This is a genomic window from Alkalispirochaeta alkalica DSM 8900, from assembly GCF_000373545.1.
Classification (GTDB): domain Bacteria; phylum Spirochaetota; class Spirochaetia; order DSM-27196; family Alkalispirochaetaceae; genus Alkalispirochaeta; species Alkalispirochaeta alkalica.
On record NZ_KB891714.1, the window covers coordinates 1 to 13,013 of the forward strand.

Here is a 13,013-nt window from a genome sequence, read left to right on the forward strand (position 1 = left end):
CGTCACTGCGGCGGGTCTGTGGGGGCGCTCCATGGAATAATTATACACATCAGGGCAGCCTTATGCTCACTGTTTCCGGGAAAAATCCCGGGAACCATCGCGCAAGAAAAATCGCCGTACCTGGAGCGCCCGTGATGACTGGACAGACCTGTTTGCATAAAACTGCTTGTGCGGAGCTCGGTACCTCGATAATATTCACGGCGGTGCCCGCAGAAACGGGCCCCTGACTCTCCCCCAACGCACAGACTCTGTAAACCAGCGCCACGACCGTGGATGCCCCATCGGGCTTCCAGGGGGGAGCCCCACCCTGCATCCGAGGAGATTATGTGAAAGGCTGGATTCTGTATCGCGCCAATGAGAGCGAGATAAAACCTGAAATGTACGAGATCGGGCGCTTCCAGGAACGGGCCCGCGAGCTCGACATAGCACTGCGTGTGATTCGACCGGAACAGATAGATCTGGTCGTGACCAGGGAAGATCGCAAGAGCATTTTGCTCGACGGGGAACCTGTAGATCTGCCCGATTTTGTTCTGCCCCGCATGGGTGCTGGCACCGCCTACTTTGCGCTGGCCGTGATCCGTCATCTGGAACGGCTGGGAGTACCGACCTTCAACTCAGCCCACAGTATCGAGACCGTCAAGGACAAGCTATATACGCAGCAGATTCTGGCCGAGAACAACATTCCCGTACCGCGAACAATGCTCGTGAAGTTCCCGATTGACGAGAGGCTGGTGGAAAAGCATATCGGCTATCCCGCGGTGATCAAGACGCTCTCGGGATCGCAAGGCAAGGGCGTCTTCCTCGCGCAGGACCGCAAATCCTGTTCCGATCTGTTTCAGTTGATCGAGGTTACCAACTCCAAGGTTAATATGATTATCCAGGAGTTCATCCAGACAAGTTATGGACGGGACCTGAGAGTGTTTACCATCGGAGGGCGCGCCGTGGCGTGCATGGAGCGCTACACCAATGGGGAGGCCTTCAAGGCAAACTATTCCAGCGGGGGAATGGTCCGGGAATACCCCATGACACCAGAGATCGAATGGCTCGCCGTGGAGGCATCGCGGATTCTTGGACTGGAGATCGCCGGGGTCGATCTCCTCTTCGATGAGGGACATTTCAAGATTTGCGAGGTAAACAGCTCGCCCGGTTTCGACGGGCTGGAAAAGGCCTGTACCGTGGATATCGCCAAAGAGGTGTTCCACTACCTGCAGATACGGCTGGGAATGTTCCCCGAACAGCGCGCGGAAAACACCACGGCAGAGCACACTTCCTAGAGAGGCGCCTCTCCCTCCCCGAGCTCTCCCCGAGCTCTCCCCGATCTCTCTCCCCTGGCCCTGCTGCCCCGGGGAGAGAGGAGGTGCAGGGCATCTCTGGCAGTTATGACGGCAAGCCCAACTCGTGCCGGAGGGCGCTCTCCATCCTGATCAGACTGTTGATCTCACGAAGCCCGTTCTCATTAAGAACAGTAGCAGAATCCAGTGCCCGGGAACAGGTTTCCATGGGAACCCCCGTGATGTTGAAATGGTGTTTGGCACTCACCGGGTACGCTCGCGCCTCGATGATGGCCGAAACGGTGAGAAAATCACTTACCTTGCGCGCCAGACCGGGTTCCTTCCTGAAATTATCGTACAACCACTTATAGAGGTCGATATGAAAGTTCCCCATCACTCCGTTGTATCCATCCGCCCCGGCGATCAGTGAATCGAGCAACGTTGCCGTATTGGCATTCAACAAAGCCAGACCACTGCCTGCCACGGCCTGTATCCTCTCCTGAAGAATCTCCCCGGAACAGCTCACATCCTTCAGAAAAACCAGTTTCCCCGCATGGGCGGCGTCGCGCAGAAAGGCCGTGCCCAGGAGACGCAATTTGGGATAGGGACATTCGTACATTCCCAGGGGCACTCCCCTGGTGGCGGCAAAAATTGCCTCCGCTCGCTCCTGGAAAAGCTCTTCCGGTTGATCGGGGTCTGCCAGGCGGTTGCTGACGAGGACAACCGCATCAACTCCCGTCTCGGACATCGCCATAATTTGATCGATCTGTTCGGAAGGATCCTCTGCAGTATGCCCCGAAGCGACAACCTTTACTCGCCCTCCCGCCAGCGATACGACAGCTTTGGCAAGCTCTTTTTTCTCGTCCTCGGCAAGAAAGAACATCTCGCTCGATTGACAGACGGCGAAGATACCATCACAGCCACGCTGAATATACCACTCCACCAGTCTTTCCACTGCGGGATAATCGATTTGATTATCCTCTGTAAAGGGAGTTATCATTGTCGGCCAGCAACCCTTGAATTTTTTCACAGAGATTCTCCTCTAAAACCGTTAAAAATCTGTCTGCACAAAAAATGCGAATAATATGATGATTTCCAGAATATTCCGCTTACATCATTCCGAATCTTCTTGGCAGAAAAAGCACAACATCGGGAACATAGGTAATTATCAAGAGCACCCCTATCATAGCCAGCACTGGAAAAAGAATCTCACGCATCACCTCTTTCAGCGAAGTATTCGATATTGACGATGTGATAAACAAGAGCATGCCAAAGGGTGGAGTGGACAAACCGACCATCATGTTAAAAGTCACAACCAGTCCAAAGTGTATTAAATCGATTCCCAAAGCGCGTGCCACGGGAATGAGAATGGGAACAAAAATCAGCTGGATTGTCGATGTATCGATAACCATTCCCAAAAGCAGGATCACACCGTTGACCAGAAGAAGAAAGACCCAGGGGCTGTTTGATATAGAGAGGATCCACGTCCCCAGGGAAGCTGCAATTTGCTCCCTCGCAACGATGTAGGAGATGACCGCTGCAGCTCCTATCATGATACTGGTCGCGCCAATATCGCGGATCGAGTTCTTCATGATCTGCCAGAGGTCACTCCAGCCGAGGGCCCGATAGATACCCACCGAGACGATCAACGCGTAGAGCCCGGCGATTGCGCCCGCTTCGGTGGGCGTCATCACTCCCGTATAGATCCCCGCAAGGAGAATAACCGGCGTGAGCAGTGCGGGCAGGGCCTGCAACGTCAGCGCGAGAAAAAGATGAAGCCCCAGCCACTTCCCGCGCGGATAGCTCCTGACGGCGGCGATAATCGAGATGTAAACCATCAGGAAAACCGTGAGCAATAGAGCCGGGATCATTCCTCCCAGAAAGAGGGCCCCCACGGAAGTTCCCGAGAGCATTGCATAGATTACAAGGGGAATGCTGGGTGGAAAAATCGGCCCGATCGTAGCCGAGGCAGCTGTGATAGCGCAGGAGAAGGGTGGATCAAACCCCGCGTCGTTCATCGCCTCTATCTCGATCTTTCCCAATCCCGCTGCATCGGCAATGGCGGAACCTGTCATACCGGCAAAAATGAGCGATGCCAGGACATTCACGTGACCCAGAGCCCCCCGCATCCCTCCACAGAGGGCATCGGCAAACCGGAAGATCATCGCCGTAATCTTTCCGGAGTTCATCACATTTGCCGTAAAGATAAAGAGAGGAACCGCAATGATAACAAAGTTTGTAAAATAGGTGTTCACCACCTGATTCACAACCATGCCGAGATCTGCACCCCGGAGGATAAAATATCCGACTGAAGAAACCAGCATCCCCAGAGCGATCGGCATTCGCAAAAAGAAAATCAGAACGAACAACACAAGGGCGGCAAATACTGGCAAACTCATCGAAAGATCTCCGTCGCGTCGATATTCTGGGAAGCTTCCACAGATTCCCGGATAATTTCTGATACCGCATGATCGGGACTATCTTCGATATCACCCCGCATAACACGTATGTCCTCGTACAGTTCGGGGACGATATAGCAGATAGAAGAAATCAATAAATATAAAAAAGGGAGAAAAGCCACGGTATAAGATACCCTGAATACAGCTGTGCGTTGAAATCCCACAAAGAGGGCGTATTTAAACGATGGCACGATTAACAACGCCAGGGCGAGTGCAATAAGAGCGTTTCCGATGAACCTCAGGAGAGCCGCGACCCGGGGGGGTGCCATGTCGTACACCATGGTAAACTTTACATGCCCTTTTTCCCTCATAGTGTAACTGGCACCAAAGATCACAACCCAGACAAAGCTGAGAACAATTACTTCCTGAGTCCAGGTCAGGGGTGAACGAAGGACATATCGAAAAAAGACCTGCAAGAGAAAAGTACCGAACATGACAAGAAATGCCCCAATCGGTACGTATATCTCAAAGAAATTTGTTATGAGCCGCAAGGCGTTCTTCAGCATTCTATTAACTCTTCTTCCTCTTCCAAAAAAACAACTGGCAGGAACCTTCCCCGATCCCGGAAGGATTCCTGCCGAAACCAACAATCTCGGTAGATTTACCGATCTACAGCCTGGACCCGCTCAAAGAGATCCATGTCCCAGGATCTGGAAAAGGGAGATTCCAGATACTGCCCCAGTACATGTGAGCGGAAGGCATCGATATCAGCCTCGTAGACCTTCATTCCTGCATTCCTGAAGTACTCGATCAACTCTGCCTCAGCCTGGAGGTTCGTTGCATCGCAATGTGCAATTCCGGCACGAACTCCCTCCAGGATCCACTCTCTCTGCTGATCATTCAGGGACTGCCATTTTGCTTCATTGATTGCAGGCCACACACTGTCAACGACATGGTTGGTAAGGCTGATAGAGCGGGTAACTTCATAGAACATTGCATTTCGCGTTGTGGGCAGCGGATTATCCTGACCATCCACCGTCCGGGTTTGCAACGCCATGTAGAGCTCGGAGAAAGAGATTGGCGTCGGGTTTGCACCCAGAGCACGGCCCAGAAACAACCAGGCATCGGAGTTGGGCATCCGAAGGTTTACCCCCCGCAAGTCAGCAGGAGTTTTTACGGGGCGATCCTCAACAAGGTTGATCTGCCGCGTTCCGAGATACTGCGCTCCCAGGGGACGAATTCCCTGCTCCCGGGCGATCCGGTCAAAGGCTTCCTGTCCTACTTCCCCATTCAGGACTTCCGACATATGGCCATAACTGCCAAACATGTATCCCGCAGTAAACATGGAGACCCAGGGAGAACCATCGGTCAACCAGGGAGCCGCGATTGCTGTCATATCGGCCTGCCCTGATCGCACAGCCGAAAGCTCCTGTTCCTGGCGAAAGAGGGAAGCAGAATCGTAGGCCAGAACCTTAATTGTTCCTCCTGACAGCTTCTCCACAGTCTCCTTGAAGACATACATGGCCTGAGTGTGGGCATCTCCGGGAACTGCTGTCATTGTGTAAATGATCTCGATCGGTTTCTCCGACGAGGCTTCACCGCTTCCGCCCGCAAAGACAGAAAAGGATACAAACAAGAGAGCAAGCACCGCAACAAAATAGTTTTTCAAAACAACCTCCCAAATTCTGGTAATTATCGTTATAAAATAACGTTTTTGATTCTGATTTATCGCTTATTTATCTGGATTTTTAATTGAATCATATATAGTTACATTTTCGTGAGAAGCGCGGAGATGGTTGCTTATAGCACCTTCTGCCTTATCAGGATCTCCTGATTCAATGGCGTTAACAACCAGATTATGGTGTTTCAGGCAATCTTCTATCCCTCCCCGAAGCAACACACCTTTACTCATATACTCACGAGTCAGCGTAGTCATCACTTCGACGAACATTTCGAGGAGAATGTTTTTACCCGCCCGAGCGATTGCAATATGGAAAGACGAGTCGTATTCGACCCTCTCGTCTACAGAAAGACTTCGATCTTCCATACACGCAACGATCTCCCGTAACCGGGCGACTTCCTCGGCGGTGATATGAACCGCGGCAAGACGGCAAGCAGCCACTTCCAGAATATGTCGCAGTTCGTGGAGATCCTCGTTATTAACTTCATCGATCTCGATAATCCGCTGGAGGGCACTCGAAACTGTTTCCAGTTTTGGCTTTGTGATATAGGACCCACCCCCGTTGCGAAGATCGATCAGACCCCGCTCCTTGAGAATCTTCAGCCCCTCCCTGACCACGGTACGGCTCACCTGAAAGCGCTTGGCCAGCTCCTGCTCCGACGGTAATTTCCGGATCAGGTCTGAGTCCTTCGCGATGATTGCCCGTTCCAGGCTATCCGCGATTTGCTCATACAGGTTCGTCCTCTTTATTTCATAGTTTGTCTCGACCACCACATCTCCTCAAAATACCCGGAAAAAATCTGTCTACCTGTTCACCTGTCATACAGGTTATAGTCACATGGCTTTTCTGATCCGTCAACATGTTTCTTCGAAGATTGCCCTGTACCTGTTTCTCCCGTCCCGTGCTATCATTCTGCGGGGTTCCTCCGGAGGAACTGCCCCGATCATACCGGGGAACCGGTCATAGCGAGGAGAAAACACGATGAACGAACAAGAGCTGGTTCTTGGCATTGAGCTCGGATCAACACGAATAAAGACAGTCCTGATCGATTCGAACTGGAAACCCGTCGCGTCGGGCTCCTATACCTGGCAGGATTCCCAGGTCGATGGATTCTGGTCCTACCCCCTGGACGATGCCTGGCAGGGGTTAAAAACCTCCGTGCAGACCCTCCTGGGGAACTACGCCGAGGGCTCTCCCGGTACAACCCCGCGCATCGCTGCGGCTGGCATCAGTGGCATGATGCACGGCTACCTGGCCCTGGATGCCCGGGACAATCTGCTGGTTCCCTTCCGCACCTGGCGCAACAACAAGACCCACAGAGCATCAAAGGAACTGAGCACGCTCTTCCAGTTCCCCATCCCCCAACGCTGGAGTATCGCCCACCTCTACGAGGCCATACTCAACAAGGAAGCCCATGTTCCTCACCTCGCCCGCCTGACCACGCTGGCAGGATACATTCACTACAAGCTCACGGGGCGGTTTGTCCTGGGCATCAACGAGGCGTCGGGGATGTTCCCCGTGGATCCCGCCACGCAGACCTACAACGCACAGTACGTAAAACGCTTCGACCAGCTCCTCGAAGAGGCCCACCTTCCCTTCCGGCTCCTGGACCTGCTCCCCGAGGTGCTCCCCCACGGTACGGAGGCAGGGAAGATTCTGGATGAGGCGGCTGCCGATCTTGATCCCGCAGGGACCCTCGCTGCGGGGACGCCCTTGTGCCCTCCCGAGGGTGATGCGGGAACGGGAATGATCGCCACCAACAGCATCCGCCCCCGGACGGCGAATGTCTCTGCCGGCACCTCGGCTTTTGCCATGGTGGTCCTGGAGCACCCCCTTTCGGGCCATCACGAAGCGATCGATGTCTTCCTGACACCCCACGGCGAGAGCGTGGCCATGGCTCACTCGAACAACTGCACCTCCGATCTCAACGACTGGATTTCCCTGCTCACCGAAAGCTCGCGCATCCTGGGGGCACAGACCTCCACGGGCGGCGAGTGCTCCCAGGGAGACAGCTTCTCGCGGCTGCTCCCCCTGGCGCTTCAGGGAGAGGCCGATGCCGGAGGGCTCACGGTGATCCCCTACCGCTCGGGCGAGCATCTGACGGGGTTCACCGATGGTATCCCCCTGCTTCTTCGCTCATCCGACGCAAGGTTCTCCGTAGCAAACCTCATGCGGGCGCACCTCTTCTCGGCTCTTGCCGCCATGCGTATCGGCCTCGATGTTCTGCGCGATCGGGAGGGGGCCGTCCTGGAACGGATCACTGGTCACGGGGGATTTTTCACCACCCCCGAGGTGGGGCAAAAGATGGCTGCCGCAGTTATCGGATGCGATTGCTCGGTCATGGAAACCGCAGGAGAGGGTGGGTCCTGGGGGATGGCTCTGCTTGCAGCTTTCCTGAAAGACCGGGGCGGGAATCTTCCTGACTATCTGGACAAGGTCTTCTCCGGGGCCTCGGTACAGACCGTCTCGCCCGCACCGGAGGATCTGGAGGGCTTTGCAACCTATTACCGCCGGTACAAGGCAGCCCTGGCCGCCGAGCGGAGCGCCGTTGACGCCCTGACCTGATATCTTCCAGGTGTGGCGGGGTGGCAGATTGACGGATTTGGGGGCTGGCGAAAAAGTCGCCTGACCTCTTAGACTTGGAGGGTGATGGAAGAGTTCCAGGATTCACCCGAAGAAAAGCTGCGCCGGATAACCCTGCTCCACCACTTTACCGCCACGGGGTTCTGGGAACTCACCCTTGCCACGAGTCACCTCTTCTGGTCCCCCGAGTGCGAAGCGATCTTCGGGCTCAAGAAGGGCTCCTTCGAGGGAACCCTGGGGGCTTTTCTCCGGCGGATTCACCCCCGGGACCGGGCAAAGGTGCTCAAACTCAACCGGCCCGTTACAACCATGCCCGAGGGTGTGCCCCTGAACTGCGAACACCGCATCATCCGCGCCGACGGAACACTGCGCTGGGTGGAGCAATCGGTGGGAGTCGTCAGGGATGGCCGGGGAACCCCCTCGAAGGTGCTGGGCCTGATCAGGGATATCACTCCGCGCAAGGAGATCGAGCTGGAACTGGAAGCATCCACGCGGTTCCAGCAAATGGTGAGCGAGATCTCCACCGACCTCGTGGGCCTTACCCGGGGGAGCTATTACGAAACACTCCAGTCCATGCTGGAGAAAGCGGGCCACTTTTTTGGCGCCGACCGGAGCTACCTCTTTGAATTTTCTCCTGACAACCCCGAGCTGAGCAACAGCCACGAATGGTGCGCACCGGGGGTCGAGTCCCTCCGGGAGAAGCGCCAGAACCTGCCGCTGGAGACCTTCCCCTGGGCCCACAGCCAGCTCCTGCAGGGGCAGGTCCTCTTTATCGGGGACCTGGACAACCTTCCCCGGGAGGCCCGGGCGGAACAGGAAGAGTTCCGGCGCCAGGGAATACGGTCCCTGCTCTGCGTACCCGTGGTGGTGGGAACCGCCGTCCAGGGCTTTTTCGGGTTCGACGCGGTGCGGATTCACCGCCACTGGAGCGATCGGGAAATCTCCCTGCTCCAGGTCCTGGCCAACACCCTGGCCAGCGCCCTCCAGCGACTCCAGGCCGAGGAATCGCTCCTCCAGGCCAAGGAAGCGGCCGAGCAGGCCAACAAGGCCAAATCGCGCTTCCTCTCCACGATGAGCCACGAGATCCGCACCCCCCTGAACGGGGTGATCGGCTTCACGGAGCTTCTCCTCACCACAGAGCTGGACGATACCCAGCAGCAGTACGCCGAACGAGCCGTCCTCTCGGGCAAAAGCCTGCTGGCGATCATCAACGATATCCTGGACATCTCCAGAATCGAGGCGGGGAAACTGGAACTGGACCCCCTGGAGACCGACCTGCTCCAAACCGCCGCCGAGGCAGCAGACATTCTCTCCTGGCAGGCCTTCCAGAAGGATCTGGAACTGCTGGTGAGGGTCGATCCCGAACTTCCCCGGGGGGTCCGGGTCGACCCGGAACGGCTGAAACAGGTACTGGTAAATCTCCTGAGTAATGCGGTAAAGTTTACCCCTCGGGGCGAGGTTGAACTCTCCTTGCAGGGGGCAGAGGCCCGAACCGGACACTGGCGATACACCTTTCGCGTCCGCGACACGGGGATCGGCATCTCCCCCGACCAGCAGAACCAGCTCTTCCGCGCCTTTTCGCGCGGTGATGTAGCCACAACCCGGCAATTTGGCGGGACGGGTCTGGGACTGGTCATAGCCAACTCCCTGGTCCGGGCCATGGGCGGAGAGGATATTTTTCTGGAAAGCACACCAGANCGGGGCAGCACCTTCACCTTCACCCTGGAGCTGCCCCTGCTCCCGGACCAGCCCTCCCCCACCGGGGCGCTGCGCACCCTTCCCGACAGAGCCCTGATCATCGACGACAACGCCTCGAACCGCTCGATTCTGAAGGAGCTCCTGGGATCCTGGGGCATCCAGGCCAGGGCCTGTGCCGACGGGCTCTCGGCTCTGCGCACCCTGGAAGAATCCTCCCGGTGCGACCTGATCATCCTGGATTACCGCATGCCCGTGATGGACGGGCTCCGGATGGTTCGCCACCTCCGGGACGATCTGGGCCGGGACCTCTCCAGGATGGGGCTGATTCTGCTGATGAACCCCTCGGAGGCCCCGGAAATTACCCGCGAGGCCCGCGAGCTGGGAATCACCAGAATCCTCACCAAACCGGTCCGGGCTACAGAGCTTCGGGGCTGTCTGGAAGAACTCTGCCGAGAGTCTCACCCGGAAGGGGCAACCCGGGCCGACCAGACCGAACCACCGCCCCCCTCCGTCCCCGGCGGCTCGGGACGCAAACACATCCTCGTAGCAGAAGACACGCGCACCAACATGATGCTGGTCAAGGCGATTATCAGCCAGCTCTCGCCGGACTGGGTCATCCACGAGGCAACAAACGGCCTGGAGGCTATCGAGATCGCCCTGAAGGTTCATCTGGATCTTGTCCTGATGGACGTGCAGATGCCGGAATGCGACGGCCTCGAGGCAACCAGGAGGATCAAGGCGGAACGGTCCGTCCCCGTTCTGGCCCTCACGGCGGGGGCCACCACGGAAGAACGCGAGCGATGTTTTGACGCAGGCATGGAGGGGTTCATCCCGAAACCGATCGATCGCAAGGAGCTGGAGCAATCGCTTCGCACCTATCTGCAGAAGGAGCAGCGATAACCATGACGGATCTTCTGAAAAGCTTTGCTCCTCTGGATCCCCGGCTCCTCTGCGTTACCGACGCCTCGGGGACGATTCTCGAGGCGAACCAGGGCTGGCTCCGGCTTCTCGACATTCCCCCCGAAGAGGTTCGGGGCAGGCATTACCGGGAGTTCATCTTTCCCGATGACCGCCTTCAGGCAGAGCAGACCTTCCGGAACATGATGGAGCCCCCGCGCCCGTCGCCGGAAGATCCGCCGGGAAACTCCCCGGAAGAGATCCCCCAGCGGTGCATACTGCGCCTCCAGGCGGCCGATGGATCGCTCCGGTTCTGCCAGTGGCGTTCCTTCTGCAAGGGCGACCGCTACTACATTTCCCTGGAGGACATCTCGGAACGCTACGTGGCAGAACGGCACCTGCGTGAGAACGAGCAGCATTTCCTCTCGCTCACCGAGAACATTCCCGGCGCGATCTTCCGGATCCGTTTCTCCGGCCCCCGGGGGCTCTCCTTCATGAGCGGCAAGGTTCAGGCCCTGACAGGCTACACCGCCGGGGAGCTGCTCCAGGCAGACCCCGGAGAGCAGGCCCTGATCCACCCCGAGGACCTTCCCCGGATCACCGGGGAACGGGAGCACGCCCGAACGCGCCAGATCGCCCACCATGAGGACCATCACTACACCACCGAATACCGGATTCTCCATAAATCGGGGGACCTTCGCTGGGTCTGCGAGAGCGGCTTTGTCTGGTATAGCCCCCTGGGACAGGAATGGTTTATCGACGGCCTCATGATCGATATCACTGACCGCAAGCGCGCCGAGGAGAAACTCACCAGCTATGTGGAGCAGACGGAGCTTCAGAATCTGCGTCTGGAGATGGCCCGGCGCGAGGCCGAGGCGGCCACCAGAGCCAAGAGCGAGTTTATCTCCAATATGAGTCACGAGTTGCGAACCCCCCTGAACGGGATCATGGGCTTTGCCGATCTTCTGGCAGATACTCCCCTGGGGGAGGACCAGCTTCAGTATCTGGGGTATCTCCAGAACTCCTCCCGGTCCCTGCTGAAGATCATCTCCCAGATCCTGGAGTTTGTCCGGCTCGACGGCTCCCTCCAGGGAGAGGAGACCGAGCCCCGGCCAGAGAGGATCGATACCCTCTCCTTTTTTGATTCCGTCACCGATTCGGTGTTGCACCCCGCCCAGGAGAAGGGGCTCGAGCTGATTCTGCGCATTGCCCCCGAGGTTCCCGCTTCGGTGGTGGCAGACGAGACAAAGGCCCTGAACATTCTGGTTCATCTTCTGGGGAACGCCGTGAAGTTCACCGACCGGGGGGAGATCGAGATCAGCGTTGGTTACACGCCCCGGGAAGAATCAGCCCTCCCCGATGACGAACCGGACACGGTGGGGTTTCTCCACATCCGGGTCCGCGATACCGGGGCCGGAATCCCCGAGGAAAAACGCAGAAATCTCTTCAAGCCCTTCTTTCAGACCGACTCATCCAGCACCAGAAAACACGAAGGTCTGGGCCTGGGGCTGGCNATCGCCGACAGGCTCGCCAGAACGGTGGGCCCGGGGATCTCCGTGGAGAGCACCCAGAGCGGGGGGAGCGAGTTCTCCTTCCCGCTGCGGTGCCACGAGGCGGGGCCCCCTCCCGCCCTGCCAGAACTCTCCCACCTGCACCGGGCCTACCTGAGCGATTCCAGCCCCGCTGCCCTGAGAGTTCTCGAGGAATATCTCACCAGGGCGGGAATTTCCCCGGAGATCGAGACCAGCCCCGATGCCGCCCTGGAGTACTGGTCCACCCCCGACCGGCGCGGCCCCGGAGAACCGGACCTCATCTTCCTTCCCGTGGCCACAGCGAGAGAGCTTCTGCAGAAGCCCGGCTTTGCCTCGCGCTTCGGCCAGCGGCTGGTTCTGCTGCCGCCGGCTCTGGAAATGACCCGGACGAGTCTCGAGATACAGGAAAATCCCCCCGGCGGGGTTCTCCCCAAGCCGGTCCGACTCGCGGTGCTGGGAGAGATTCTTCAAAAACTCGACGTACCCCGAAACGCCCCTCCGGAGGAGGATTCCCTGCCGGACCAGGGCCGCGATCAGGACCGGAAAAAACCCCTGGTGATGATCGTGGAAAACGACGAGACGAACCTCCTGCTGATGCAGACCCAGGTAGACACGATCATGCCCTCAGCCGAGATCCTGAGCTGTCGCACCGGGGCCGAGGCGATCCACGCCGTACGTTTTGTGGAGCCTGCGGTTATTCTCATGGATATCGCCATGCCCGGGATGAACGGCCGCGAGGCGACGCGGCAGATACGAAGCCGGAGCCGGGGCGCAACGGTTCCTGTTATCGCCGTGACTGCGGGAATCACGGCGGGACAGAGGGAGGAATGCCTTCAGGCCGGCATGAACGACGTCCTGGCAAAACCGCTAGACTCGGCCACGCTCCGGGCCTGCCTGGCGCGCTGGCTGCCCCCGGACATCGCGCCGTGACGGGTGAGCGCGGGGACGGGG

The 13,013-nt window shown here is 57.8% G+C and carries 9 protein-coding genes; 4 read left to right on the forward strand and 5 right to left on the reverse strand.

Going from position 1 to position 13,013, the window contains the following annotated elements; genetic code table 11:
• Positions 1-326 precede the first annotated feature (326 nt).
• A complete protein-coding gene (locus B071_RS16810) occupies positions 327-1,274 on the forward strand; it encodes an ATP-grasp domain-containing protein (RefSeq protein ID WP_018526740.1) in 948 nt (315 codons plus the stop codon).
• A gap of 103 nt (positions 1,275-1,377) precedes the next feature.
• Here the strand turns inward: B071_RS16810 and B071_RS0108855 are convergent, their stop codons facing one another.
• The 5 genes from B071_RS0108855 to B071_RS0108875 all read right to left on the reverse strand — a co-directional run bounded on the left by B071_RS0108855 (position 1,378) and on the right by B071_RS0108875 (position 6,122).
• Positions 1,378-2,301: a dihydrodipicolinate synthase family protein gene (locus B071_RS0108855; RefSeq protein WP_040587960.1), complete on the reverse strand. Its 924-nt coding sequence runs from the start codon at positions 2,299-2,301 to the stop codon at positions 1,378-1,380.
• A 79-nt stretch (positions 2,302-2,380) separates the two neighbouring features.
• Positions 2,381-3,670: a TRAP transporter large permease gene (locus tag B071_RS0108860; protein WP_018526742.1), complete on the reverse strand. Its 1,290-nt coding sequence runs from the start codon at positions 3,668-3,670 to the stop codon at positions 2,381-2,383.
• A complete protein-coding gene (locus B071_RS0108865; protein WP_018526743.1) occupies positions 3,667-4,236 on the reverse strand; it encodes a TRAP transporter small permease in 570 nt (189 codons plus the stop codon). Before B071_RS0108865 ends, B071_RS0108860 begins: the two co-directional genes overlap by 4 nt.
• Before the next feature lie 95 nt (positions 4,237-4,331).
• Positions 4,332-5,339: a sialic acid TRAP transporter substrate-binding protein SiaP gene (locus tag B071_RS0108870; protein ID WP_018526744.1), complete on the reverse strand. Its 1,008-nt coding sequence runs from the start codon at positions 5,337-5,339 to the stop codon at positions 4,332-4,334.
• Between the two features lie 63 nt (positions 5,340-5,402).
• Complete coding sequence (locus B071_RS0108875) at positions 5,403-6,122, reverse strand: FadR/GntR family transcriptional regulator (protein ID WP_018526745.1); 720 nt, start codon at positions 6,120-6,122, stop codon at positions 5,403-5,405.
• A gap of 211 nt (positions 6,123-6,333) precedes the next feature.
• Between B071_RS0108875 and B071_RS0108880 the strand changes: the two genes are divergently transcribed.
• The 3 genes from B071_RS0108880 (at position 6,334) to B071_RS0108890 (ending at position 12,992) form a co-directional block, all read left to right on the forward strand.
• Positions 6,334-7,917: a xylulokinase gene (locus tag B071_RS0108880; protein WP_018526746.1), complete on the forward strand. Its 1,584-nt coding sequence runs from the start codon at positions 6,334-6,336 to the stop codon at positions 7,915-7,917.
• An 84-nt stretch (positions 7,918-8,001) separates the two neighbouring features.
• Positions 8,002-10,533, forward strand: a complete 2,532-nt coding sequence (locus tag B071_RS0108885) for a response regulator (RefSeq protein WP_018526747.1) — start codon at positions 8,002-8,004, stop codon at positions 10,531-10,533.
• A gap of 2 nt (positions 10,534-10,535) precedes the next feature.
• Positions 10,536-12,992 (forward strand): PAS domain-containing hybrid sensor histidine kinase/response regulator, encoded by a 2,457-nt coding sequence (locus B071_RS0108890; protein WP_018526748.1) that lies wholly within the window; start codon positions 10,536-10,538, stop codon positions 12,990-12,992.
• Positions 12,993-13,013 lie beyond the last annotated feature (21 nt).

What these genes read in the sequence shown, in the direction of transcription:
- B071_RS0108860 (WP_018526742.1), bottom strand. Translation starts at nt 3,670, where the DNA reads ATGAGTTTGCCAGTATTTGCCGCCCTTGTGTTGTTCGTTCTGATTTTC.
- B071_RS0108865 (WP_018526743.1), bottom strand. Translation starts at nt 4,236, where the DNA reads ATGCTGAAGAACGCCTTGCGGCTCATAACAAATTTCTTTGAGATATAC.
- B071_RS0108880 (WP_018526746.1), top strand. Translation starts at nt 6,334, where the DNA reads ATGAACGAACAAGAGCTGGTTCTTGGCATTGAGCTCGGATCAACACGA.